Raw genomic sequence first — 26,521 nt, forward strand, 5'->3', positions numbered from 1 at the left:
AAGGAGAGGGTGATGATTTTACTTACACCTGAAGATAGAGACTACATTCATCTGGTAGCAGTCCAGCATGTTCAACTGTTACAATCAGATACTTTAATGCGAAGTCAAGGCACGCAAATGGAAATTGCACTTTATGAAGAAATGATTGCTTATCGATTACGTTATGCAGGCGATTGGATTGGTGTTTTGACTGATGCGCATCAACATATGAAAGCCTATGCATGGGCACACTATGAACCGACAAATGCGCAAGTGACCATTGAATCTTTATATGTTGATCCTGAATTTCGACAACAAGGATATGCGACTGAACTTAAGCGACAGATTGAAAAGTGGGCTCAATCGAAAGGCGCACGCCAAATTATCGGTACAGTACAACAATCCAATCAAGCGATGCTGCAACTAAATAAAGCACTAGGATATCGCGTGGAAAAATATATTATGTCAAAATCATTAGAAGAGTCATAAGCATTATGCGAATCTGTTTAAACCATGATAAAATAAAGTGTAAGTCATTCTAAATGGAGAGAAATAACTATGAAGAAACAACTTATCGCACTTATGGGGACAGTCCTATTGTTATCAGGGTGTGGCAATAGTGAAAAGGAAAAACTACAAAATGAAATTAAATCGTTAGAAGACGAACAAAAAGAATTAAAACAAGAAAATAAAAAGTTAAAAGAACAAAGTGAAAAATTAGATCATCAAATTAAAGATCTTGAACATTCTATTGATAACGCGAAAACTTCGGATGATAAGAAGAAAAAAAGCAACAAAGACAGCAAGAAATCAACAAAAACTAAAAAAGACGCAAAATCTACAGAACAATCAAAAGATACGTCTGATGCTCAAGAAAAAAATTAATTTAGATGATGAGTTTAATGTCATTTTGATATCTTAAGCTATTGACATGACCCGCAGTGAATCGCGTTTGATGTTGAGAAGGATAGGGTATTAAAAACACATATATTACGGAGAGAAAAGAGGGCTATCGTATGTACGAAAAAGAATTTAGATTATTAGAAGGTCGTGACATGTCACTGATTGAACTTGGACGTGAACTTGAAAATATTACAGGGTATTCAATTATTGATTCTACAGGCGAGTTGCAACGTTCCATCGCTTTGAAACCTAATTTTAATCACGACTGGGAAACGTATACGGCGACATATCGTTTGAATCATAAAAATGATTTTGTTGATGCCGTATTTACAACACAGAAAGGTCAAAACCCAGAACGATTAAAAGAGGTCCCTGTGACGATTCAATTGATGAGCTATATTTCAAGAGCGTAATGAAGTGGATAGCCCATCAACAATGGGAAACGCAGGATACGTCTGATTGATAAAGGTATAGGATGTTGACTGAAAATGCGCCCAGTGAAACTTTTAGAAATCAAATACATCACTGAGGCGGGGAGCTGAAATCACACGCAATATGAGTGGTTTCTGACCCGCTTCTTTTTTTGGATATACGGTTAAATGGGGGATGCACAATGACAGTTTATATAGAGACAAATCGATTGAAATTGAGAGACTGGCAAGATGAGGATTTGCTACCATTTCAGCAATTGAACGCAAACCGCCAAGTCCGCCAGTATTTTCCAAGCTTATTAAGTTACCAAAAAACAGCACTGGATTTTGAAGCGATGAAATCCTATTTAAAGCAACATCAGATAGGATTGTTTGCAGTGGAGTTAAAAGCAACGAAAGAATGGATTGGTTTTATAGGGGTAAATTATATTCCACAAACAGTTGATTATCCTTTTGAAGAGCTTCCGTTTTATGAAATTGGTTGGCGGTTATCACCTGAAGTTTGGGACAATGGGATTGCAACAGAAGGGGCAGCAGCAGTGCTCGATTACGTAGCTGAACGTGGTGTGAGTGAAGTATACGCGATGGCAGCGAAAGTGAATCATGCTTCGATACGTGTGATGGAAAAAATTGGCATGACACATTATGATGATTTCGAGAAACCTGGATTGAGTGAACATCATGTACTAAAGTCACAAGTCCGCTATAGAAAACAGTTAAAAGAAGCTTAAGGTTTTTGATCAAGGGGACATCAAAATCTATAGTTTGTGATGATGTTTTGTTTGAGGCTAAATTGGCCTCTTTTTTGTTTGCTCATATTTCAAAAAATAGAAGTAAAAGTTTGATGGGACACGTGTATAGAGATAACAAATAAAATAGAGAGGCAAATCGAAAGCAGCCATTTACAAAATAGCGTAGTTGAAATAGACACATATGATGGGTGTTGCATACGACATCTATTCCAACAACGCTAGAAACGACGGAATTTAATCATATGTACGTGTTGAAATCGGTTTGGCGTTTTGAAGTCCTTCTAATAATGCTTGAGGCGTTTCATATACACCGGCAAGTTTTTCGTACTTTTGATCAATAAACCCTTCGCGAATCATATGCGCGATTAATGCTTCTAAAGGTTTGTAAAATTGTTTGATATTAAAAATACCAATCGGCTTATGATGCAATCCAATTTGGGCCCAACTATAAACTTCAAAAAACTCTTCAAGAGAACCCGCGCCACCTGGAGCAATGACAAATGCATCAGCAAGGTCTGCCATTTTTTGCTTACGTTCATGCATGGAATCCACTAAAATCAGTTCAGACACTTTTTGACTCGTAATTTCGCGTTCGTCTAACAAGCGCGGCATCACACCTATTGCATGTCCACCATGATCTAATACGCCGTCCTGTATCGCACCCATAATGCCCACAGAACCCGCACCGAATACAAGTTCAATACCTTGTTCAGCAAAGTATTGACCTAAAGCATACGCTTCTTTGACATATGTCTCATCCAATCCTTTACTTGCACCACAATAAACTGCTATACGTTGAATCATTTTTCATCGCTCCTTGTTTAAAATAGTCTTTATTCATATTCTAAAACAAAAAGAAGTGCATGTGTAACAAAATAAGAAATGTTGAAACACATACACAGCTATGGGGTTTGAATGCAATGGCGAAATGAAGTTTCAAAGTTAAGTCGTTGTTTTTGATCGAATGCAGGTGGCCCTTTATGATGACGTTTTGTTTTTCGACGTGCTTGCTGATGAAAGTACCGTTGTGCAAGTAAGCGGTCAATGTTTTCAGGCGTATAAATGTGGCCGTTATGATGCAAAACGTGTTTGACTTTTTCTAAGACGAGGCTGGCCAACCCATAGTCTTGTGTGACAACAATATCATTGGGTTTGGCATGTTGGAGCAACATAAAATCAACAGCATCACGCCCGCCATCGATATATTTAACTTCAACATGCGAAGGAAAATCCTGAACAGTAAAATGACTATAGCTACGAAATAAGTATACAAAAATGCCTGTCTCAGCCGTGATTCGAACGATGGAATCGACGACTGGACAAGCATCGCCATCTATTAATACGCGCATTTATCGTCCTTGCTTCTTCATTGATTTTTGAGATGTGTCATTTAACTGTTGATTTTGTCTTAATGTGTCACTGTCTTGCACTTGGCGCTCCATATTTTGATAATGTTGTTCATATAAAGGTGCATTGTCTGAAGTAGTTTCGACTTGACCTGGTTTACGCGTTGTAGGTTGATTTTCGCCAGTGGAACTTTGTGTTGTTTGGAGTTCAGATAGCGTCGTAATGCGCTGCTTTTCTTGTTGATATTGTGACTGAACTGTCTTGTCTGACGTTACTGAACTATTTGTAAGTGTTGCATCTGGCGTATGCCCAGCCTGTTCTTCATACTTCTTCATATCTTTCATATTTTTCTTTAGCGCTTTTTCACGTGCTTTGGCAGCTTTTTCTTCTTTTTTATGACGTTGTTCGAGATGCTTTTTTAAGTTTTTATTCATTTTGTCGACTTCTTTTTTGTTGCGTTTTTCAATTTTTTCAGCACGCTTCTCAGTTTTAGCATCGAGTTGTCCTGGTGTATGGCCGACTTTTTCTTCATATTTTTGCATTTTTTTCATTGTTTTAATCATTTGTTTTTGACGTTGATCCAATGCTTTATCTTCTTCTTTATGACGTTCGGCAACGTGTTTTTCTAGGTTTTTCGCTAATTTATCAATTTCTTTACGATTTTCTTTAGCGATTGCTTTGCCACGCGCACGTACATTCTCAGGACGATGGTAACGTTGGATTTCTGCTTCTTTTTTCATTACTTTATTGTAATCATGACGACGTTTTTTCGTTTGAATCGTACTTTTTAAATGGCTTGACCCTGAAACGACAGTGTCTTTCACAGAATTCGCTACACGGCCTGTTTGATGTGCCACAGTTTTAGAAGTATTCACGGTTGTTTGTGTCACTTTTTGGACATCGGGATGTTCTTTAAATTTTTTACGCTCTAAGATGAGTGGGACTAGAAATACAGGTAAAACATTGATCATCATTTTAATGGTTTTATTCATGAACGTTGCCTCCAATTATGAGTATACTTATGATTTTTTACCCTTTTCGTTGCATCGATAAACGCTAAAGGGTGAACGTCGCACTTTGTTGGACGCTAAAATTCGATAAGTTAAGCTCAATTCGTATTGTAATATTATTGTACATTTTTTTTGATGAAAATTTAAAAAGTCAACTCGGTTATTCGGCATTTTAAAACTATGGGTGATAGGTTCACTTAACTGCAGTGACGATAACGACATCTTTTTTCAGCTATATGGCCTCATGCAAATGACTCAAAATATGCGATGTACACAGTGTTAAAACACTATCAGTATTGCAAAATAAAAAAGTGGGGCTAGACACTCGTGGTCTCAACCCCTTTCTTATACTTTAATGCATATTCGATTATTTAATGATGCCGAAATACACGACAGCAATGACGACAACAAGTACAATACGGTAAATCGCAAATGGTAATAATTTAACATTTTGAATCAATTTCAAGAACAGTTTGATTGAGATAAAACCGAAAGTAAAGGCAGCTAAGAATCCTAAAATATAGAATGGGATATGTGCCAATTCGATATAATCTAAATGTTTAATAATAGATAAGCCACTTGCTGCTAACATGACAGGGACTGCCATAATGAACGTGAAGTCAGAAGCAGATTTGTGGTCTAATTTCATTAATACCCCAGTTGAAATTGTCGAACCAGAACGCGAAAACCCTGGCCACATGGCAACGGCTTGAGAAAGTCCGATGACAAATGCTTGAAAATAAGTGATTTCATTCAAGGTTTTTGGATTTTTAACATTAAGACTAAATTTATCAGCAATAATCATGTAAATCGCACCGAGGAATAAACCGATCAGTACAGTTGGCACGCTAAATAAATATTTTTCAATCAAATCATCAAATAATAGACCTAGTACACCTGCTGGAATCATTCCTATAAAAATGTGTAAGAGATTTAAACGACGTGGTTTCGAACGACGACCAGGCTGTTGTTCTGGTGCGTATTTACCGATATGTAACATTTCGAAATACTTGTGACGAAAAATCCATGCTGCAGCAAAAATTGAACCGAGTTGTATGACGATTTTAAAGGTAAAAGCAGATTGTGATCCTAAAAACTCTGTCGATTTCAACCACATATCATCGACTAAAATCATATGTCCTGTTGAAGAGACGGGAGCGAACTCAGTCAATCCTTCAACGATACCAAGAATAATGGCTTTAATTAATTCGAAAAATAACATACAGGAACCCTCTTTAATCATTTTTGTGTAAATTTTTATATAACATAGCATATGATAGCATATTCGCAATTAAGATGTCTTATCATAACTAAAATTTTTTGAAAGATACATCTTGAGCAGTAGAGAAGGCATTGGGGGTATTGTTGTGGATATAGTACAGTGTCATTTCAAGTGAAGCATCTCAGACAAAAAATAGTCGAATTTTTTCACGTGAAAGGGATACTTTAAGCATGTAAAATGGAGAAATGACACATACAAATGGAGGCGGAAATTAGAGATGAAACAACTACATCAGTGGGCTAAGCAATTTTATATCTTGCCTGTATTCATGGCTATCGTTTGTATTGGTCTTGCACTTTCAGTCGTTGCGCAAAATGTGACGATTGGTATCATTTTAGAACGCATACTCACGCAACAATCTACAACATGGTCGGTCATGATTGGATTTCTAGCGTTCGTATTGATATTACGCGCAACTTTAGATTTTGTGAATGGATGGTTAGGGGAACGGCTGGCACATCGCGTTCGACAGACGATTCGGCACCGCTTATTACATCAAGTGTCTCGACAAGCAGTTGGTGAAAGATTGACGATGGCGACGGAGACCTTGTCTGAAATGTTGCCGTTTTATCGCAACTATTTACCTCAAGTATTTAAATCGACATTTATCCCACTTGCTATCATTGTAACGATGCTTTTTGTGCATATACCCACAGCTATAATTATGCTCGTTACGGCGCCATTTATTCCTGTTTTTTATATTGTTTTTGGTTTGAAAACACGTGATGATGCGAAAGATCAAATGACATTTTTAAATCAATTTGGTCAACGGTTCTTAAGTTTGACGAAAGGTTTAGTCACTTTAAAACTGTTTAACCGTTCTGAACAAGCAGTAGCAACGATTAATGATGAGAGCACACAATTTCGTGATAAGACGATGACGATATTAAGAAGTGCATTTTTATCTGGTTTAATGTTGGAATTTATTAGTATGTTAGGCATTGGTTTAGTTGCCTTAGAGGTTGGTTTAAGCTTGATTGTATTCCAATCGATACATTTCGGTACCGCTGCCATTGCGATGATTATGGCGCCAGAATTTTATAACGCCATTAAAGATTTAGGTCTCGCCTTTCATACAGGAAAAGAAAGTGAAGGCGCTAGTGACGTCATTCATGCAGCTCTTGATGAACGCGAAGATAAGTCGGGACATGAAATCGGTGTTGATGAAGAGCAAATGCCACTCATTCAAGTCCGAAATCTTCAATATCACTATCCGAATACGACGTCTCAGGTATTAACAGAGATGCATCTTGATATTTTTGAAGGTGACCGTATTGCATTAGTGGGTCCAAGTGGTGCAGGTAAATCCACATTCGTACGCTTGTTGATTGGCGAACTATTGCCTCAAAAAGGGGATATCACCTATCAACGTCACGGGATGAAAATAGGTTATCTTTCTCAAAATCCGTATATTTTTAATGCAACCATTGCAGAAAATGTCGCTGTATTTAACGATGTTCCTGCTGAAAAAATCATTGCAGCGTTGGAAGCGGTACAGCTCATGCCAATTGTCGAGAGGTTTCAGGATGGTATTGAAACGTTGATTGGTGAAGGTGGAGAAATGTTATCCGGTGGTGAAATGAGAAGAATAGAGTTAGCAAGATTGTTATTGATAGACCCTGATTTTGTCGTTTTAGACGAACCTGTCGCAGGGTTGGATAATGAAACAGAACAAGTCATAGGACAAACATTAGACCGTCATTTTCAACAAACTACGCGTTTAACCATTGCACACCGTCAGTCTACCATTCAACATGCGACACGACGTATTTATATTGCAGACGGTACGATTCAGTCGGATGATGATCAGATTCAACTTTCGTTAACCCGAACGCCAAATGGAGGTGGACAGTAAATGAAACTTCAACAAGTCATCAATATTAAGTGGGACAAAGATATTGTTATGGCCATTTGTATCGGTGTATTAGGAAGTCTTGTTGCGCTCGGCATGTTCTTTTTAAGTGGCTATATGATTACTCAAAGTGCTTTAGGCGCACCATTATACGCATTAATGGGTTTGATTGTAACGGTAAAATTATTTGGATTTATACGTGCGATAGCCAAATATTATGAACGATTACGCTCTCACCGTGCAACTTTTACGATGTTAAGGGATGTACGTGTTCAGCTCTATCGTGCGCTTATCCCGATTGTCCCTGATGTCTTTCGTAAATTCCGATCAAGTGATTTACTTGGTAGAATGGTGACGCAAGTGGAAGCATTGCAGAATATCTATTTACGCGTCTATTATCCACCTATTGTCATTGGTATAACGACGCTCATTTCAGCAGTGACTTTAATTTATTTTTCATGGGTACATGCCATCGTTTTAGTCGTTACAATCATCATTTCTTTATTCGTTTTGCCCGCATTACGGGTGAAAAAAGCGACACGTGTGCGACTACATGTTGATCAAACAGGACAACGATGGATGCATACGTATTTTGACTATATATTAGGTTACGATGAGTTGAAACGTTTTAAGAGTGAACAAAAATATCATGCACAGGTAGTCGATCATGAAGTGGCATTTAGCCAAGCAGAGCATTTGTCACAACGAAGTCACCTCATTTACGACTATATCCGTCATTTGATAAGTATGGCAGCATTACTCAGCAGTATCGTGCTCGCTGTCGTAATGGTCGCACAACAACAAGTAGATATCATCTATATGACGAGCATTATTTTAATGATATTAACTTTATTAGAACAAGCTGTGCCAATGAGTCAAGTCGCTGATTATAAAAGCGAGACGGATTTAGCACAACAAAGCTTATCAGAAGTGATGGGGCATCAAAAAGGAATGATTAGAAAAGAGAAGGTAGATGTCCAAGATATTTCTGCCGGTTCATCTCTGTTCACATTGAAAGATGTTACACTTTATTACGAACATCAACAACGACCTAGTGTACAACATTTAAACTTACGCATTCATAAAGGTGAACATGTCGCTATTGTTGGGGCATCTGGTTCAGGTAAATCAACGCTATTACAATTGTTAATGGGATTGTATACACCTAGTGAAGGTCAAGTTTTAGTCGGGGACCATGATCTGCATGAATTAGACATGCCACAGTATTATCATCAGCTCAATACATTGTTACAACAACCGCATTTTTATGACGGTACAGTATATGAAAATTTATTGACTGATATTTCAACGCCTCAATGTCGGACAGTGCTTGATCAATTACATTTGCAACATATTGGGTTAGATCGAATGGTGACATTCAATCAAAATACATTGTCGGGCGGTGAATTTCAGAGACTAGCATTTGCGCGCCTGATGTTGCGAGATTGTCCGATTTGGCTACTTGATGAACCGACGACAGCATTAGATATTGAAAATACACAAGATATCATGAACCAAATGCATCAACAAGCGGAGACACTCATCGTTTCAACACATGATGTACACTATTTAACTCAATTTGATAGAATCATACAAATGCAAGAAGGGAAAATTATAGGAGATATGACACCGGAAGAGTTTTTAGCTGAGAAAGTTCATAGATAGGTAGGTTATATTCATTCAATGATATAAAAATGAATACGCTGTTTTAAGCATGTCGAAAGCGTATTCGAGAAACGTAAGAAGAAATCATCGTTATGCCGGCAATGAGATATGTAAAAAAGCGCTCAGAATGTCGATAGTGGGCATTCAAGCGCTTTTTAAGTGATGGTTATGTATGTATAGATAAACTAAGGATGTCTCAGTCAAACAAAAATGATAAGCTTTCAATATAGTTTTATCATATTAAAAACGTTATAGATTTTAATATCAATAATAACAAGCCCCAATACTTTCTTCATGTTAAAATTGATATTGGCCCCTAAAACAAGTCTATCTATATCAATACGAAAAGGCTTCTTATGAGCGGGAAGTAGTGACCGATTTCAGTCGTTTACTTACTTTCATCAAAAGCTGTAATGACTTTTTCTAATAATCGAGTAAGTTCGTTGATTTCTTCAGGTGTTAAAGAAGAAGCTTCTGCAACGAGTTGAGATGCATTTGCTAATTCTGGTTCCATAGCTTTACTTTTCTCAGTTAAATGAACAAATACTTCGCGTTGGTCGATTTCAGAACGTTCTCTTTTAATCAAATCAGTTTGTTCCATACGTTTTAATAAAGGTGATACGGTCCCAGTATCAAGGGCTAAGTCTGTTACGACTTTTTTCACATTTACTGGGGACTGGTTCCATAAAATTTCTAAGACTAAAAATTGCGGATACGTGAGCTTATATTTTTTGAAAATCTTGTTTGAATAATAGCGATTAACTTGCCTTTGTGCATTATACAAACTAAAACATACTTGCTCTTTCAAGTTTAAATGGTCAGACATAATTAGTTCTCCTCCAGACATTCTATCCGTTTTCTCTTTTTCTATCATGAATGGGAATCCGTCCATAATCGAGTGATTTAAGCCGTTCTTACCTAAATCTATGCTATTCTTAAAATGTAGCATGCAGTAATTTTAGAAGATAAAGTGTACTTTATCAAGTTTAAAGTCAGACATATACATACATTGTAACAGATTTGTAGATTTTTTGAGAGAAAGGATTAAATTTATGTTTAAAAAACAAAAATCACTCATATTGATACATGGATTTCTTGGAAGTGGCAAAACCACATTCTTAAATCATTATATGACGCAAATATTAAAAAAAGATGAGAAAGTTGCACTCATTGTAAATGAATTTGGTGATTTTGATGTAGACAGCCATCTTTTGAGTCGATTTGATGTACAACAATCAGCCTTACAAGGATGTATTTGTTGTGATATTCAAAACGAATTAATTGCACATTTGTACGAATTAACAAGTGATGCTGAGGTGGATTACATCATTGTAGAAGCTACGGGTGTCGCGAATCCAATTGATATTTTGGTTGCCTGTCAAGACCCTTTATTAGCGCATGCATTTTCATCAATCGAAACAATAGGCTTAGTGGATAGTGTTAGATTTATGAAAAGACATGAAAATACCGCGCAAACGAAGGCGTTAATGGAAGATCAAATTCGTGCGAGTCAAACGGTACTAATTAATAAAGTAGATTTAATTGAAGATGAAGCTCAACTTCAAGTGATGATTGAAGAAATCAAGAAGTTATCACCGAAAAGTCGCATTGTTCTGACGCAATATGGTGAAACATTGAAAACTATTGAAAAAGGTGCGAATGCACAAAATATCGATGTGGCGACGTTTCACAGTCATACACATGCGCACTATACGAGTTTACAATACAATTTCGACAGCCCGGTTGCGCAAGAGGCACTCGTTCAATTTATTTTAAGGCTACCCGACAACGTATTGCGCTTAAAAGGTTACATTCGCTTGCGTGAACAGCCTGAAGAGACTTTCTTGATTCAATATTCAGAAGGGTTGCCGTCTATTGAAAGTGTGGGCAATCTGAAACTCCCAACATCGATTATAATTATAGGTGAGCAATTAGATAAGGCCATGTTAAGAAATCAATTGGATATGTTACAATTTACTTAATAATGGATTATTTAAGGGGTGTTTCAATGGATCAAATCACTATCAATCAACATGTGAAATATTCTAGAATCATACAAGGTTTTTTTCGAGCGCACCAATGGCAGAAATCAACACAAGAGATGAACCGTTTTATCCATGAATTGGTTGAACGTGGTGTGACAACGATGGATCATGCCGATATTTACGGTCAGTATACAGTTGAGAAATTGTTTGGAGACGCATTAGCTTTGTCTCCTGAATTGCGTGATCAAATTCAAATCGTCACTAAATGCGGGATTGTCTTACCAAATCAAATTTATCCAGAGCAAACCGATCATCGTTATGATTTAAGTAAACGACATATTAAACGCGCTGTAGAACGCTCTTTAAAATCGTTTCAAGTCGAGTGTTTGGATAGTTTACTGATTCATCGCCCGTCACCACTGATGAAACCGTGTGAAATTACCGATGCATTAAAAGACTTAGTGAATGAAGGCAAATTGTTGTCATTTGGTGTTTCTAATTTTCAGCGGCCACAATATGAGTTGCTCAATCGTTGTTTAAAAGACGACAAATTTCATATAGCGGTGAATCAAATTGAAGTATCTCCATACCATTTAGAAGCGTTTCATGATGGTACAATTGATGATATGTATCGTGAAGGTGTAAAATTGATGGCTTGGGGACCTTTTGCGGGTGGTCGATTGTTTGATGAAAACGATCCAGTAGCTTCTCGCGTACTCCCGGTATTAACACGTATCGCAAAAACACATCAAACTTCAATTGCAGCAGTAGTGTCTGCGTGGTTTAAAAAGCATCCCGCTGACATTATGCCGATTTTAGGAACCGAGCGACTTGAACGTGTTGATGAAGTGATTAATGGTCTCCAACTTGAATTACATGACCAAGAGTGGTTTGATATTTATACTGCTGCACAAGGCTATGACATTCCATAAAATTGTCACATATCTAGGAAGTCACAGCACAGCAATCTTTAGTACAATTAAACGTAATTATTAGGAATTGAGAGGGAAAGATATGACAGAAGAGGAAAAATTGAAGCGCAGTCGTTTTAAACGTAATGTCATCGCGATACCGTATATTATTTTTGGTATTATCGTTGCATTAATGTTTATCTTTTCACCAGATATTGTTTGGCTCGTCACTATTTTTGGTATCTTTATGGTGTATAACGTTATTGCGATGTTTGTTGCTTTTTTATTCAAATATGGGCGCACCACATTGTATTTACTGATGATGACCTTATTGATGGCGGGAGCATTTGCGCTATATCTATACATGTTACTTAAATATCATTAGGTGACTGTTAGCACGCATTTACAGGGATTTCTCTTTGTAGGGCGTGTTTTTTTGTATGTCATTCAGAAACTATTTTTTATTTCAAATCGTAATCCTTTACTCTAAAAATTAAGTGTCATCATCTTATTTTTATTTCTTTAGCATTTGTCACAAAGATTACATGTAAAAATGTGAATGGTGTTATACATTTACAAAAATGCAATGATATAATAAAAGTGATGAAAGACAAGGGGGTTTTTGGAATATGAGACGAAAAAAGGTTTCAATTATTGGATCAGGTCATACGGGCGCAACACTTGCATTTATTATTGCTTCTCATGGAAACGCGGATGTGTTGATTGTTGACCGTGAAAAGAATGCGTCAGTGATGAAAGGAAAAACGTTAGACATGCAACAAAGTGGGTCTATTTTAGGTTTTAATGTGTATGTCAATTCAACGGTCGATTATGCAGATACGAAAGACTCGGATGTCGTCGTGATTACTGCAGGAGTTCCTCGTCAACCTGGGATGAGTCGTGACGATTTAGTCCAAACGAACGAACAAGTGATGGTCGAAGTGACGAAGAAAATTGTACAATATTCACCCAACTGTACGATTATCGTCTTAACGAATCCGGTTGATGCGATGACGTATACAGTTTATCGTACATCAGGTTTTCCAAGTGAACGTGTAATCGGACAATCAGGCGTGTTAGATACTGCAAGATTTAATACATTTGTTGCGGAAGCCTTAGATGTTGCGGTGAATGATGTGACAGGATTGGTGTTAGGCGGCCATGGGGATACAATGGTGCCTTTAGTGCGTCATAGTCAAGTGAACGGTGTCCCACTTAATGAATTATTACCACCTGAAAAAATGGAAGAAATTGTTGAAAGAACGCGTAAAGGTGGCGCAGAAATTGTTCAACTGTTAGGCACGGGTTCGGCTTATTATGCGCCAGCAGCAGCAGTGTATGAAATGTTGATTGCAATTTTAGAAGATCAAAAGCGTGTATTGCCAACGATTGCATATTGTCAAGGGGAGTATCAATTAAATGATATTTATATCGGCGTGCCGACCGTATTAGGTGCAAACGGTGTGGAGCGTATCATTGAATTAGAATTAACAGATGAAGAAAAAGCACAGTTGAAACGCTCAGCTGAAGCGGTTGAAAATGTGAAAGCGACATTGAAAAGTGTATAGGAGATTGGTTTGTAGAACCGTGTGGCACGCTTTCATTCGTACATTTCAACCCACATGCCATTGAAATCATTTTATAAAAGCAACCCCTCGTCGTTTTAGGTTGGACGAGGGGTTTTTAGTCATTATGAAAAGATTTGGAAAAGGACGCCAACAAATGCAAGTGAATTGTTAAACATATGCAAGAAGATAGACACAGCAATATTGCAACCACTTTTAATGTAAGCGACGACGAACATCGTTGCTAGGAAAATATAAGGTACAATTTCAAGTGGGTGGTGAGCGGCGAACATATGTAAGCTTGCAAAAATAACGATAGAAATTAAACCAGTGAACAGGACGCCCCATTTTTTACCGAGCTCCCCAATAATAATATGACGGAAAAGCAATTCTTCAGTGATTGGTGTCAAAATGGCTAAACTTAAAAATACGAGTGGTAACCAAGCAGGTTGATGGAAAAAGACCATGAGTGCTTCTTGGTTGCCAGTTTCTTTAAATTGCCACGCTTCAGGTGAAAATTGTAACGCATAAGTGAAAATCATGTTCGCAAGCATATAGATGACATATATGCTGATCATCAGTTTGATATGCTTTTTACTTTGTGAAATTGCGCCGATGATTTTAGTTTTCAAACCGTGACGATGTGACCATGCCAAATAAAGTATGACAAAGACCGACGTCAGTATTCCGACGAGTAACAGTGACATTGAGACGGATATATGTGTGTAAGGTATTAAAAAAAGACTGAACACATTACCAATAATGATTTGTGCTAAAAAATAGATGACAATCGCCCATAAATCACGCCAGGCGACTTGCTTTGAAGACATATTCATCATTTTCCTCCTAGGTCCTTTGCTTCTACAATCATTAAATGCCAAATAGCAATAAATATAAACTTATGAATTGAAAGCAAGTAAGAATATAACTGTATTTTAGCAATAATTTTACTTTAAAGGGAAGTTGCCAGTTTGGAAAATATCGTTCGTAATACAACATTTGAATCCCAAATACTGCAATGCCCAAAGGAAATAAGAGCATGACGAGGGGCCAAAATTTTCGCCAGCCGATGTAATAGTAAAATACAGTGATAAGAAGTTGAAAGATGACTATCGCACTGATGAGTAATGCTGTTGAAATCATGACCTGCTTCGAACTCCTTTCACAAATAAAAATAGTAAAGCTTGTATCAATATGATCAATGATATAAAAATAAGAGCCTCAAGATTCAATGATTCCAATGTTGAGGCGATGACAGAAAATGGATGATTAATAATGTGGACACTATGAAAACGTAAAAAGCGTCCTACAAATATACCGAGTCCATTCAACACCATTACGCCAAATAGGGCAATGATACGTAAAAATGTGGATTGTATGAGATGATAGATTTCCAACACAATGAGCACATAACAATAAAGTGCGAAGATGACTGATGAGATGAGCAATGTGAAATGGAGCCATTCATATAAATTGAGTTCCGCTAAAAAGTTAAATGCAAATTGATTCAAATGGATTAAATCTGTCACCATGTAAAACGTATTGGGCAACATTAATATGAAAATGAGTAAATATATAATGAAAAGCGGCCATTCAAAAGCGCGCTTAGGTATGAACAGTTTAATCAAAAAAGCCAATTCTAATGGAATGTAAGCTAAAGATACATTGAGTGTTAAAAATTTGAGCTGATTGGGAATAAGTATTGAAATAAGTATTAATACCACATAAGTGATTCGCGCAATGTATCGGGCATTCATGGTGATACCTCCTTCTGTAAGGTATATAGCATAACTGTTAATTTCGACGGTTTCAAACTTTTTACAGTCACTGAAAGCGGAATCGGTCTCGAGTTGTAGTCATGGCTGTGGTGTCTCATTTTCTATCTATACATCGATTCAAATAAGTGATAGCAGTCATCATGAATTTGAAATTAAAGTGGTGCAAAAATATTGATGTTTTTAATTTTAAAATCTATTCATTTTAGTGCTTCAAAACTTTCTTTTGTAAATTGAATGTTATATAATGTTGTAATATTTTGAATGAAGCGAAAGGAGTGGTGCATTTGAAAAAGCAATTCATTATCTTATATTTAAATATTTTCCTCGTCTTTTTAGGCATAGGGCTCATTATTCCTGTCTTACCTGTTTATTTAAAAGATTTAGGGCTGTCAGGTGCAGATCTAGGAATACTTGTTGCCGTTTTTGCACTTGCTCAAATGTTGATTTCACCTTTTGGCGGGACGTTGGCTGATCGATTAGGTAAAAAACTCATTATTTGTATTGGCTTAGTTTTATTTAGTATTTCTGAGTTTTTATTTGCAGCAAGTCATACTTTTTCATTGCTGATTGTATCTCGTATCCTTGGTGGCTTTAGTGCAGGGATGATCATGCCAGGGGTCACAGGTTTGATTGCGGATCTCTCTCCACCAAAAGATAAAGCACGCAATTTTGGTTACATGTCTGCGATTATTTCAGCAGGTTTTATTTTAGGACCAGGGATCGGTGGATTCTTAGCTGAGATTTCGCATCGTTTACCATTTGTTTTTGCGGGTGTGCTTGGAGTTTTAGCATTTATTTGTACGTTAGTGTTCGTTCAATCACCAAAACATACAACGACACAAGGCTTTCCGCAGTTTGATAGTACAGAACTCGGCAAAATTAATTATAAAGCCTTTATTACACCGGCTATTTTAACGTTGATTTTGGCATTTGGCTTATCTGCATTTGAAACATTGTTCCCATTGTATACGGCAGATAAAATGAATTTCCAACCCGCTGATATTTCGATTGCGATTACAGGTGGCGGTATTTTTGGCGCGATTTTCCAAGTGTTTTTATTTGATAAAATGATACGTCACATGAGTGAACTGATATTTATTATTTATGCTTTAATTTATTCGGCTTTTGTCCTCATGCTACTGATTTTTGCGCATAGTTATTGGCACGTGATGTTGATTTGCTTCATCGTGTTTATCGGATTTGACTTAATTCGACCTGCTTTAACGAATTATTTCTCCAATATTGCAGGGAATCGTCAAGGCTTTGCGGGTGGACTGAATTCAACATTTACGAGTATGGGGAATTTCATTGGACCACTGATTGCTGGCGGTTTATACGATGTGAACATTGAATATCCGTTATACATGTCCATTATATTTATGTTACTCGGCTGTATTGTGATTATGATTGAAAGACAGTTACGCCGTCATCAAAATTTGAAACAATCTTAAATAACGAAATCAAAAGTAAAATGGAACAGTAGATCGCGCATTTGACACATCATCACAACAAGGGTGTCATGCGAGCATCTACTGTTTTTCATGTTATAATGTTGGAAATTGAACTGAAGAAGTAGGAGCGAATACGTGATGCACATTAAAATATTAGGCTATAACATTTTTCAAAAAGGTGGCACAACGCGAAGTAACCTTAACTTAATCCAAAGTTTTTTGCGTGCAGGTCATCAAGTAACATATGTCAACTACATGCATTTTCGTCAACGGCAAGTAGCTCAATTGAAAGCAGAAGAAGGACCGGCAATTGAAGACGTACAGTTTAGCGCATTTCGTGGGGCAGAGACGTTAAATCAAGCAGATTTGCTCATTTTAACACGTGAGGACTTTTTCAAATTTGCTCGAGAAGTGAAGCATCGTGCGCCACACATGCTTATTTTAGGCGAGATCCACAGTCCATTAGCGTATATCAACCCGCAAATGGATCTCGCATTAGAAGCACTTGATGCGGTGCGTGTGAGTACGCCGAAAATTACCGAAGCGTTTCAACAGCGATATAACTATCCGTACGTTTTTCCGATGTATGTGAATCATCAGCATGTGCAGTTTCAACAGCAACCGGTTCATCAAACGCACAATTTATTAATGAAAGCGCGTTTTGAAGATGAAATTAAAGATATTTCGTATGTGTTAAAGCTGATGCGCTATCTCGTGTATACACAACATGAAACAAACATCCATCTTTATTTACAAGGCTATGGGCCATCATTGGAACTATACGAAAATCTCGTGGTGGCTTATCATTTAGAAGATTATGTCCATATTAACGGACCAGAGCCGACAGATTATATTTACGTGTCGACGTCGCCATATGAAACATTCGGCTATTCTATTTTAGAAGCTATGGCACAAGGTAATCGTGTTTGTCTTTATCCAGGCGAGGACGATGTGTTGAAAGATATTTATGCGCCGTTTCATGCGGTCACTTGGATCACGAAATCATTAGAAAGTGACGCTGAGAAAATTGTAGCAATGGTCAATGGTACGTACACGGATGTAGAACGTGAAGCAGATGTTGAGACTTTCCGTAAACAACTCGCGCAAAGTCATGATACGGAGGCGTTAATCCGTCAAACTAAAGCCATTGCAGCACAGCATACAATCGATGTGTCACAAATTGCAAAACCGAAAATGAAAGCCCGTTATCAATACGTACAAAATACGGCTAAACATATAGCAGTTAAAGTGAAAGAGACTGCAGAACAAGCACCGAAAAGTCCGTTTCGCAAAGGATCGCGATTGTATCAATTGACACGTAAAGGGCTCTTTAACGTTGAAGCACAAGTGAAAAAATTTCAAAATCAACGGCGTCATGTGTCTGACAAGGCTGTGTTTATTGAATCATTCCATGGAAAAAACTTTTCAGGAGATCCGAAAGCCATTGTATGTGCGATAAAGCGCATGTATCCTGAGTTAACCATCTATGTGAGTGCGGCAGATCCGTTAGTGGAAATGGAAATCCGTAGCTATAACATGACACCTGTACGCTTTGGCACACGTGCTTATATCCGTGCTTTCGAACAATGTCGTTACGTTGTGATTAACGGTAATTTGTGGGACAGATTGGTCAAACATCCTGAGCAACAAGTCATTCAAACATGGCATGGTTTCCCACTCAAACGAATGGTGAACGATTTGGTAGACGCTGTTGAACGTGAAAAACAAGCCCAACAATTTGCGCCACGGATGCAAAAGTGGGATGTCTTGTTATCATCTTCGGAACGCTATGAAACTTATATTCGCTCAGCATTCCGACTTGATACGCACCCGAATTTAACGATTTTACGTGAAGGGGCACCTCGAAATAGTTTGTTAATACGCTATCAAAATGACGAAGCGAAATGGTTGGACATTCAAGAAAAGTATTTATTTCAACGTGATGCATCTAAAAAGTACATTTTATTTTGCCCGACTTGGCGTAAAAATGTACGGGAATCTGTGTCAGAATTAGATATTGTCGGACTGTTGGAACGACTTCCTGCATCTTATGAAATGATTGTGAAGTTGCATCCGAATGAAGGGCATTTACGTGAACGCTATCAAAACTTACATCCGCGTGTGCATTGCTTTTTTAATGAAATGGTGGACATCCAAGAGTTATATTTAATCTCAGATGTCCTCATATCAGACTATTCATCAGCCATGTTTGATTATGCGCATTTAAATCGTCCTATTTTAATTCTTGATGAAGATACGGTAAATTATCAACAAGATGTCGGTTTTTATTTTGATATACATGAATTTCCAAGTATTCAAAAAGTGACGCCGGATGTTGAAAAAATTCAAGAGTATATTGAGTCGACGTCAACAGTGGACCACCAAGCGGTCATTACACAATTAATGACGTATGATGCACTGGATTCTGATGAACGAGTTGTGCAATCGATATTCGCACGATAAATGATAGAAAGAAGGTATGGTTATGGCGAAACAAAAGAAAACGAATGCGATGCGTCAATTGGATCGAGCGAAAGTAGATTATGATATTCGAATGTTTGAAATCGGTGAAGGCCATCTTGAAGGTCATGAAGTGGCGGCGCTCATCAATGCGAATAGTGCAGAAGTGTACAAAACGCTCGTCCTTGAAAATGCAGACCATGAACACTTTGTCTTTGTCATTCCAGTGACAGCGCATTTAGATATGAAAGCAGCAGCGGCAGCAGTAAACGAAAAGAAATTGCATTTGATGCCACTTGATGATTTGAAGAAAGTGACAGGCTACGTGCGTGGTGGTTGCTCCCCAATCGGAATGAAGACACATTTTCCGACAGTCATTAATGATACGATTGGGTTGCTCGACAGGGTCTTTGTGAGTGCAGGGCAACGTGGTGTGCAGATGGGCTTAGCACCGCATGATTTAATTGACATGAGCCGTGCAGAAGTGAAAGATGTTATACAATCCCATTAAGTAAGACATAATACTTTGCCACAGTTGTTATATACAACAAATGTCTGACAATGAGATAAGCCTCGGGACTCAGGTGTTCAGCGATGCGTACATGATAGAATGGGGATGTAGCGAAGTTAAAAATGACGAATATGGAGTTGTTGATGATGAGAGTCAGAGATTATTTTGACCGTATTAAAGAAAATTTGTTAGATATGAAGGTCGGTTCTAAAAGTTTTGTGATTATGATTGTGTCAATGGTGTTGTTAAGTATGATCTTTACGCCATTTATCGGTATTCCAGCTGGTGCTGTCATCGGCTCTTATGCGTATGAAAGATATTAATATCATAAAATAAAAAAAGAAGCGTGATGCGACGAAAAAGGTCGGTCACGCTTCTTTTTTTAGCTTGTATATGATGTAAATGTCAATGATAATAAACGTCCAGAAAACGAGTAAACTGACAACACTTAACATGAGTGCAATATTTGATTCTTTTGTCATAATATTTACAATGTCCAATACGACAAAACCTATAAAAATCACTAGAGAAATGACTAGCGAGGTCAGCCGTGCTTCTTTACTTTTTAGCATCACCACGTCCCCCTTCAATCTCCTATTTATCTACTATTATTTTAACAAAAGATTGAAACTATTTCGATTGAATAACGTGGTCATGATGACATTGCCCACGATCCTAATCTTTCAATGACGCTCACTTTTGAACCGATTCTTAATTGTATTGAAAAGATAGGCTGCTCCCAACGCACAGAATACGACAATGATGATATTGATGAACCACTGCCACCAATGCTCTGACGGGAGATAAGAAAAGAGTACAAAGAAAGGAATAACAAAAATCAAATCCAAAATGCCGATACCTGTCAATGCTTCATCAAGTCGATCCTTTTTCAAATTTAGCACGCTCCTTTTGCGTATCATGTATTGATATAACATGTGATCCACTTAACCTTATCATAGCATGACTGCATGATGATGAATAGTGATTTCATGTATCTCAACCCAAGCGAAAATGAAAGATTTTAAGGGTATATTTGATTGATTGTGACTGAAATTTGTCCTTTTTTATTGTTTCGTGACTGTTTTTGAAAATTAATGACCGAAAATGGTTGATTTATGAAAACGGATACACTATAATGTAACTGAATTGAGGTGATAAAGTTGTTAACGGAAAAAAGGCATGAACTGATACTGACTGCATTGGAACAACATCAGTTCCTATCATTGCAACATCTTATTGAATATACAGGCTCAAGTGCCTCAACGATTCGACGTGACTTATCAAAACTTCAAGAGGAAGGTAAGTTGACGCGCGTACATGGGGGCGCGAAGTTAATTGGCGAACAAAAAGAACCTGAACTTCATGAGAAAAGAACACAACATATTGAAGAAAAGGTCGAAATTGCAAAAAGAGCGGCACAACTGGTCAATGATGGCGATTGTTTATATTTGGATGCCGGTTCAACAACTTTAGAAATGATTCCTTTTTTAACAGCGAAAGAGATTACAGTGATCACGAACGGTTTGTCTCACGTTGAAGAGTTATTGAAAAAAGGCATTGCGACTAAAATTATTGGCGGCGATGTGAAAGCTAACACGCTCGCGGTAGTTGGAAGTCGTGCAGTCTCGTTTTTACAACATTATCGCTTTAATAAAGTTTTTCTAGGTGTGAATGGAATCGATTGTGAAGCGGGACTTACCACACCGGATGAACGTGAGGCGATTGTAAAAGAGACAGCGATGATGCACGCACAACAAACGTATATATTGGCGGATGCATCAAAGTTCAATCAACAATATTTAGCGGCGATTCACACGACAGAGCAACCGATTTTGATTACTTCAGAAAAAGCGCGTCATATACAGAATTTTGATGTTTATGACCATCATTTTGAAATATTAGGAGGCAAATGATGATTTATACAGTGACATTCAATCCATCTATTGATTATGTCATGTTTGTAGATGATTTTGCTGCGGGAGATTTGAATCGTACGACAGCCACTGCTAAATTTGCGGGTGGTAAAGGGATCAACGTTTCTCGCGTTTTACAAACATTGCACGTTCCTTCAACGGCTTTAGGATTCATCGGTGGTTTTCCAGGACAATTTATCGAAAACACGCTCAAAGCAGAAGGAATTCATACGGCATTTACACACGTTGATGAAGATACACGCATTAATGTGAAGTTAAAGAGTCAAGCTGAGACAGAAATTAATGCAGCTGGTCCACATATTACTGAGGCACAAGTTGCGACGTTATTCGAACAACTTCAAGCGACAACAGCAGAGGACATTGTCGTTGTAGCCGGAAGTGTGCCTTCAAGTTTGCCGGACACGATTTATATCGATATTGCAAAAATCACACAACAAACCGGCGCAAAACTCGTTGCTGATGCTGAAAAGTCTTTAATCGAAGGGATTTTACCGTATCATCCTTTATTTATTAAACCCAATCAACACGAACTTGAAGCGATGTTTGACACGAAAATAGAGACAGATCAAGATGTGTTGACGTATGCGCGACGTTTAGTTGACAAAGGGGCACAATCTGTCATCGTATCACTTGGTGGCGATGGCGCACTTTATGCAGACAAAGATGTGGCATACAAGATTCAAGCGCCACAAGGTCAAGTCGTGAATACGGTAGGTGCGGGTGACAGTACAGTAGCAGGGATGATTGCAGGGCTTTCACAAAATCTCGCGTTACCCGATGCTTTGACATTAGCGATTGCATCAGGTTCTGCGACAGCTTTTAACGATGATTTAGCACAATTTGACACAATTCAAGAACTCCAAGCACATGTGACGATTCAACCACTTAATGAGGAGGGGTAACATGAGAATTACTGAGTTACTCACAAAAGAGACAATCGCAATGGACCTTTCAGCGACTACGAAAGATGGTGCCATTGACGAACTGGCACAACAATTAAATCAAGCAGGAAAATTAAATCATTTAGATGACTATATCGCAGCGATTCACAAACGCGAACAACAAAGTTCAACAGGTATCGGTGAAGGCATTGCGATTCCACATGCGAAAGTAGAAGCGGTAAAAACACCAGCGATCGCATATGGTAAATCTAAAGCAGGGGTTGACTATGACAGTTTAGACATGCAACCCGCGCACTTATTCTTTATGATTGCAGCTCCAGCGACAGGCGAACAAACGCATTTGGATGCTTTAGCCAAATTATCGAGTGTTTTAATGGATGAAAGTGTGCGTAAAGCGCTATTAGAAGCAGATTCACCTGAGGAAGTACTCGCAATTATTAATAAAGCGGACGATGAAGCCACAGACGAAGAATCAGAAATCACAGAAGATCCTGCACCTATAAACGACGATGAACCTTATGTCCTCGCGGTGACAGCTTGCACAACAGGTATTGCACATACGTATATGGCACGTGATGCTTTGAAAAAACAAGCTGAAGAAATGGGCATTAACATTAAAGTTGAAACAAATGGTGCAAGTGGGATTAAAAACAGATTAACACAAGAAGATATTGACCGTGCGACAGGGGTCATCGTTGCGGCAGACGTTCACGTTGAAACCAATCGCTTTAATGGCAAAAACGTGGTTCAAGTGCCTGTAGCTGACGGGATTAAACGTCCAGAAGCATTGATTAATAAAGCGCTAGATACAACACGTAAACCATTCGTAGCAGACCAGCATCAAAGTTCAAATGATGATACTGAAAAATTAAGTGTCGGTAAAGCGATTTACAAACATTTGATGAATGGTGTTTCGAACATGTTACCGCTTGTCATTGCAGGTGGTATTTTGATGGCGATTGTGTTTATGATTGGTCCAAACGCAATGGATCCGAAAAGTTCCGAATATAACGCCTTTGCTGAAACATTATGGAACATTGGGAATAAGAGTGCATTTGCGTTAATCATTCCAATTTTAGCGGGTTACATCGCACGTAGTATTGCTGACAAACCAGGTTTCGCAGCAGGTCTTGTCGGTGGTATGTTGGCAGTTTCTGGTGGTTCAGGATTTTTAGGTGGGATTATCGCTGGTTTCTTAGCAGGTTATTTAACACAAGGTATTAAAAAAGCGACACAAAACTTCCCACAAATGTTAGAAGGGCTCAAACCAACACTTATTTATCCAATTGTTTCAGTGACTGTCACTGGTCTATTGATGATCTATGTTTTCAATACTCCGGTTGCATGGTTAAACAATGCCTTAATTTCAGGCTTGAACAACTTATCAGGTAGCAATGTGGTCATTCTCGGTATTGTACTTGGTGCAATGATGGCGATTGACATGGGTGGCCCATTCAACAAAGCGGCATACGTGTTCAGTACGGCAGCGTTGACATCAGGCAATGCAGCACCGATTACAGCAGCAATGGTTGGTGGTATGGTACCACCAATTGCACTTGCGATCGCGATGATGATTTTCCGTTCTAAATTTACAAAAGAACAACGCGGTTCAATCATTCCTAACTTTGTGATGGGTGCAAGCTTTATTACTGAAGGGGCTATTCCATTCGCGGCAGCAGACCCATTACGTGTCATTCCGTCTATGATGATCGGTTCAGGTGTTGCCGGCGGACTTGCGTTATTATTTGGTTCAAATATTAACGCGCCACATGGTGGTTTAGTCGTGATTATCGGTACAGATCCAAGTCACGCATTACTCACACTGCTTGCCATTTTAATTGGTGCAGTTGTCGGTGCAGTGATTTACGGTATGATCAAACAATCACCCAATAAAGCATAAATAATTTTTGAAGAGACACATGTATGGTTATGAATCATGCGTGTGTCTTTTTTTGATATACGAATCAAAGGCATCATGAAAAACAAGAAATTGTGCGTCTATTGTATAAAATGAGACTCAAGTCGCACAGGTTCACAGTATAATTTCACTCAAAGATATGATATGATAAAATTAATATTTTTGTGTCTGGAGGTTGCTCAATGGGAAGGATTTAGGAAATGTGAATATGACTTGTCGCTATAGCCAAATCAATACAACATTGCTTTCTATTGGGCAATGTCAATTAACGGAGGTGAATCCCTATCTAATAGGGAACTAATTGGATAGTACGACCATATTATACTTATTTATATTTTTTGCATTAATCGCTTTAACTACAGTCTTTGTAGGTTCTGAATTTGCATTAGTTAAGGTAAGAGCTTCACGTATCGAACAACTCATTGCTGAGGGAAATGGGAATGCACGTGTTGTCAAAAAAATGATTTCAAATTTAGATTATTATTTATCAGCTTGTCAACTTGGGATTACCGTGACTTCTCTTGGATTAGGTTGGTTAGGTGAGCCTTTATTCGAACGACTTTTACATCCGGTCATCGAATTGCTAAACATCCCTGATGCACTCGTCATGACGGTATCTATCGCAGTCGCTTTTACAATTGTGACATATATTCATGTCGTGATTGGTGAATTGGCGCCAAAAAGTTTAGCGATTCAATATACTGATCGTATCGCATTGCTTTATGCAAGACCGCTTTACTATTTTGGGATGATTATGAAACCTTTAATTTGGTTGATGAATGGCTCTGCACGTTTTATCATCCGAATTTTTGGTGCAGATCCGAATGCGGGCAATGAAGCGATGTCAGAAGAAGAGCTGAAAATCATTATGAACAACAGTTATCATGGTGGCGAAATTAATCAGACTGAGCTCGCATATATGCAAAATATTTTTTCATTTGATGAACGTCATGCCAAAGATATTATGGTGCCACGTACGCAAATGATTACGCTGAATGAACCTTTTAATGTTGATGAATTATTAGAGACCATTAAGGAACATCAATTTACACGTTATCCGATTACGGAAGATGGGGATAAAGACCACATTAAAGGTTTTATTAACGTGAAAGAATTTTTAACGGAATATGCGTCAGGTGTACCGATTAAAATTGGTCATTATATTCATGAATTGCCAATGATTTCAGAGTCGACACGTATTAGTGATGCACTTGTACGTATGCAACGTGAACATGTACACATCAGTTTAATTATTGATGAGTACGGTGGGACAGCTGGAATTTTAACGATGGAAGATATTTTAGAGGAAATCGTCGGTGAAATTCGAGATGAGTTTGACGATGATGAAGTCAATGATATTGTGAAGTTAGATGAACAGACATACCAAATTAATGGACGCGTGTTACTCAGTGACTTAGAAGAAATGTTTGGCATTGTCTTTGAAGATTCAGAAGACATTGATACGATTGGTGGTTGGCTTCAAGCGCAAAATACCGATCTGGAACAAGATGACTTTGTCGATACGGTACATGATCGTTGGGTCATTTCAGAAATTGAAAACCACCAAATTATCCATGTGTTATTGCGTTATGAATACAACCAAGAACGTATGAAAAGTGAAGATGATGAAGATGAATTCTTGAAAGATGAATCCTAATTGAGGACGTCTTTAAATAAGAATGAAAAGTATCAAAATTTTTGTTCTCAATTTCTTTAAGTGTAAAGAGAGTTAGAGGTTTATTGGATGACCCACCTAACTACAAAATAAGTATTTGCAAGTGTGTCAGAGTAATCGGAGACATGTGCACAAGTAACTGAACATCATTGAATGAAATTGTTTCTATGTAAAGCGGACATACGAAATCTAATCTGAACGTTAGAATTC

The 26,521-nt window shown here is 37.9% G+C and carries 27 protein-coding genes; 18 read left to right on the forward strand and 9 right to left on the reverse strand.

The features are described from left to right. Positions 1-12 precede the first annotated feature (12 nt). The 4 genes from CD138_RS02515 to CD138_RS02530 all read left to right on the forward strand — a co-directional run bounded on the left by CD138_RS02515 (position 13) and on the right by CD138_RS02530 (position 2,044). Positions 13-468: a GNAT family N-acetyltransferase gene (locus tag CD138_RS02515; RefSeq protein WP_019168577.1), complete on the forward strand. Its 456-nt coding sequence runs from the start codon at positions 13-15 to the stop codon at positions 466-468. Positions 469-537: 69 nt separating this feature from the next. Further along, positions 538-864: an SA0632 family lipoprotein gene (locus tag CD138_RS02520; protein WP_019168576.1), complete on the forward strand. Its 327-nt coding sequence runs from the start codon at positions 538-540 to the stop codon at positions 862-864. Positions 865-995: 131 nt separating this feature from the next. Then, the gene (locus CD138_RS02525; RefSeq protein WP_019168575.1) at positions 996-1,295 is read left to right on the forward strand and encodes a hypothetical protein; all 300 of its coding nucleotides are present in this window, start codon (positions 996-998) and stop codon (positions 1,293-1,295) included. Positions 1,296-1,495: 200 nt separating this feature from the next. After that, on the forward strand, positions 1,496-2,044 hold the full coding sequence (locus tag CD138_RS02530) for a GNAT family N-acetyltransferase (protein WP_019168574.1): 549 nt from the start codon (positions 1,496-1,498) through the stop codon (positions 2,042-2,044). Between the two features lie 255 nt (positions 2,045-2,299). Here CD138_RS02530 and CD138_RS02535 read toward each other — a convergent pair whose 3' ends face one another. The 4 genes from CD138_RS02535 to CD138_RS02550 all read right to left on the reverse strand — a co-directional run bounded on the left by CD138_RS02535 (position 2,300) and on the right by CD138_RS02550 (position 5,644). Then, positions 2,300-2,866 (reverse strand): LOG family protein, encoded by a 567-nt coding sequence (locus tag CD138_RS02535; RefSeq protein WP_026066853.1) that lies wholly within the window; start codon positions 2,864-2,866, stop codon positions 2,300-2,302. Positions 2,867-2,967: 101 nt separating this feature from the next. Continuing rightward, the gene (locus CD138_RS02540; RefSeq protein WP_019168572.1) at positions 2,968-3,414 is read right to left on the reverse strand and encodes a YaiI/YqxD family protein; all 447 of its coding nucleotides are present in this window, start codon (positions 3,412-3,414) and stop codon (positions 2,968-2,970) included. Beyond that, positions 3,415-4,404 carry a hypothetical protein gene (locus tag CD138_RS02545; RefSeq protein WP_019168571.1) on the reverse strand — a complete coding sequence of 330 codons (990 nt, stop codon included), beginning with the start codon at positions 4,402-4,404 and terminating at the stop codon, positions 3,415-3,417. 385 nt (positions 4,405-4,789) lie between these two features. Continuing rightward, on the reverse strand, positions 4,790-5,644 hold the full coding sequence (locus tag CD138_RS02550; protein WP_019168570.1) for an undecaprenyl-diphosphate phosphatase: 855 nt from the start codon (positions 5,642-5,644) through the stop codon (positions 4,790-4,792). 277 nt (positions 5,645-5,921) lie between these two features. Between CD138_RS02550 and CD138_RS02555 the strand changes: the two genes are divergently transcribed. Continuing rightward, entirely contained in the window at positions 5,922-7,559 is a 1,638-nt protein-coding gene (locus tag CD138_RS02555; protein ID WP_019168569.1) for an ABC transporter ATP-binding protein/permease, read from the forward strand. Beyond that, entirely contained in the window at positions 7,560-9,221 is a 1,662-nt protein-coding gene (locus tag CD138_RS02560) for an amino acid ABC transporter ATP-binding/permease protein (RefSeq protein WP_019168568.1), read from the forward strand. Between the two features lie 388 nt (positions 9,222-9,609). Here the strand turns inward: CD138_RS02560 and mgrA are convergent, their stop codons facing one another. Next, on the reverse strand, positions 9,610-10,047 hold the full coding sequence (gene mgrA / locus CD138_RS02565) for a global transcriptional regulator MgrA (RefSeq protein WP_019168567.1): 438 nt from the start codon (positions 10,045-10,047) through the stop codon (positions 9,610-9,612). 226 nt (positions 10,048-10,273) lie between these two features. On the opposite strand from mgrA, the gene CD138_RS02570 reads away from it, so the two are divergent. From CD138_RS02570 to mdh, 4 genes are all read left to right on the forward strand, one after another. Further along, the gene (locus CD138_RS02570) at positions 10,274-11,203 is read left to right on the forward strand and encodes a CobW family GTP-binding protein (protein WP_019168566.1); all 930 of its coding nucleotides are present in this window, start codon (positions 10,274-10,276) and stop codon (positions 11,201-11,203) included. Positions 11,204-11,229: 26 nt separating this feature from the next. After that, the gene (locus tag CD138_RS02575; protein WP_019168565.1) at positions 11,230-12,138 is read left to right on the forward strand and encodes an aldo/keto reductase; all 909 of its coding nucleotides are present in this window, start codon (positions 11,230-11,232) and stop codon (positions 12,136-12,138) included. 82 nt (positions 12,139-12,220) lie between these two features. Then, complete coding sequence (locus tag CD138_RS02580; protein ID WP_019168564.1) at positions 12,221-12,502, forward strand: hypothetical protein; 282 nt, start codon at positions 12,221-12,223, stop codon at positions 12,500-12,502. 244 nt (positions 12,503-12,746) lie between these two features. Continuing rightward, positions 12,747-13,685, forward strand: coding sequence for a malate dehydrogenase (gene mdh, locus CD138_RS02585; protein ID WP_019168563.1), 939 nt, complete (start codon positions 12,747-12,749; stop codon positions 13,683-13,685). Between the two features lie 122 nt (positions 13,686-13,807). Here the strand turns inward: mdh and CD138_RS02590 are convergent, their stop codons facing one another. Continuing rightward, positions 13,808-14,512, reverse strand: coding sequence for a CPBP family intramembrane glutamic endopeptidase (locus tag CD138_RS02590; protein ID WP_241520310.1), 705 nt, complete (start codon positions 14,510-14,512; stop codon positions 13,808-13,810). A gap of 309 nt (positions 14,513-14,821) precedes the next feature. Then, positions 14,822-15,439, reverse strand: coding sequence for a DUF1361 domain-containing protein (locus CD138_RS02600; RefSeq protein ID WP_019168560.1), 618 nt, complete (start codon positions 15,437-15,439; stop codon positions 14,822-14,824). Between the two features lie 305 nt (positions 15,440-15,744). Between CD138_RS02600 and norA the strand changes: the two genes are divergently transcribed. The 4 genes from norA (at position 15,745) to CD138_RS02620 (ending at position 20,205) form a co-directional block, all read left to right on the forward strand. Further along, a complete protein-coding gene (norA, locus tag CD138_RS02605; protein ID WP_019168559.1) occupies positions 15,745-16,911 on the forward strand; it encodes a multidrug efflux MFS transporter NorA in 1,167 nt (388 codons plus the stop codon). 138 nt (positions 16,912-17,049) lie between these two features. Next, on the forward strand, positions 17,050-19,374 hold the full coding sequence (locus CD138_RS02610) for a CDP-glycerol glycerophosphotransferase family protein (protein ID WP_019168558.1): 2,325 nt from the start codon (positions 17,050-17,052) through the stop codon (positions 19,372-19,374). Positions 19,375-19,396: 22 nt separating this feature from the next. Then, the gene (gene ybaK, locus CD138_RS02615) at positions 19,397-19,882 is read left to right on the forward strand and encodes a Cys-tRNA(Pro) deacylase (RefSeq protein ID WP_019168557.1); all 486 of its coding nucleotides are present in this window, start codon (positions 19,397-19,399) and stop codon (positions 19,880-19,882) included. A gap of 143 nt (positions 19,883-20,025) precedes the next feature. Then, entirely contained in the window at positions 20,026-20,205 is a 180-nt protein-coding gene (locus CD138_RS02620) for a VraH family peptide resistance protein (protein WP_026066852.1), read from the forward strand. Positions 20,206-20,250: 45 nt separating this feature from the next. On the opposite strand, the gene CD138_RS02625 is transcribed toward CD138_RS02620, so the two are convergent. Together CD138_RS02625 and CD138_RS02630 are read right to left on the reverse strand one after the other, a co-directional pair. Continuing rightward, positions 20,251-20,454 (reverse strand): hypothetical protein, encoded by a 204-nt coding sequence (locus CD138_RS02625; protein ID WP_019168555.1) that lies wholly within the window; start codon positions 20,452-20,454, stop codon positions 20,251-20,253. A 111-nt stretch (positions 20,455-20,565) separates the two neighbouring features. Beyond that, a complete protein-coding gene (locus CD138_RS02630; protein WP_019168554.1) occupies positions 20,566-20,775 on the reverse strand; it encodes a DUF6007 family protein in 210 nt (69 codons plus the stop codon). 267 nt (positions 20,776-21,042) lie between these two features. Here CD138_RS02630 and CD138_RS02635 point away from each other — a divergent pair, with 267 nt between their 5' ends. From CD138_RS02635 to CD138_RS02650, 4 genes are all read left to right on the forward strand, one after another. Next, the gene (locus tag CD138_RS02635; RefSeq protein WP_019168553.1) at positions 21,043-21,795 is read left to right on the forward strand and encodes a DeoR/GlpR family DNA-binding transcription regulator; all 753 of its coding nucleotides are present in this window, start codon (positions 21,043-21,045) and stop codon (positions 21,793-21,795) included. Continuing rightward, complete coding sequence (gene pfkB, locus CD138_RS02640; RefSeq protein WP_019168552.1) at positions 21,795-22,718, forward strand: 1-phosphofructokinase; 924 nt, start codon at positions 21,795-21,797, stop codon at positions 22,716-22,718. Before CD138_RS02635 ends, pfkB begins: the two co-directional genes overlap by 1 nt. Position 22,719: 1 nt before the next feature. Next, positions 22,720-24,618 (forward strand): PTS fructose transporter subunit IIABC, encoded by a 1,899-nt coding sequence (locus CD138_RS02645; RefSeq protein ID WP_019168551.1) that lies wholly within the window; start codon positions 22,720-22,722, stop codon positions 24,616-24,618. A gap of 319 nt (positions 24,619-24,937) precedes the next feature. Further along, entirely contained in the window at positions 24,938-26,293 is a 1,356-nt protein-coding gene (locus CD138_RS02650; protein ID WP_019168550.1) for a hemolysin family protein, read from the forward strand. Positions 26,294-26,521: the final 228 nt, after the last annotated feature.

It is taken from the genome of Staphylococcus intermedius NCTC 11048 (genome assembly GCF_002902385.1).
Lineage (GTDB): Bacteria > Bacillota > Bacilli > Staphylococcales > Staphylococcaceae > Staphylococcus > Staphylococcus intermedius.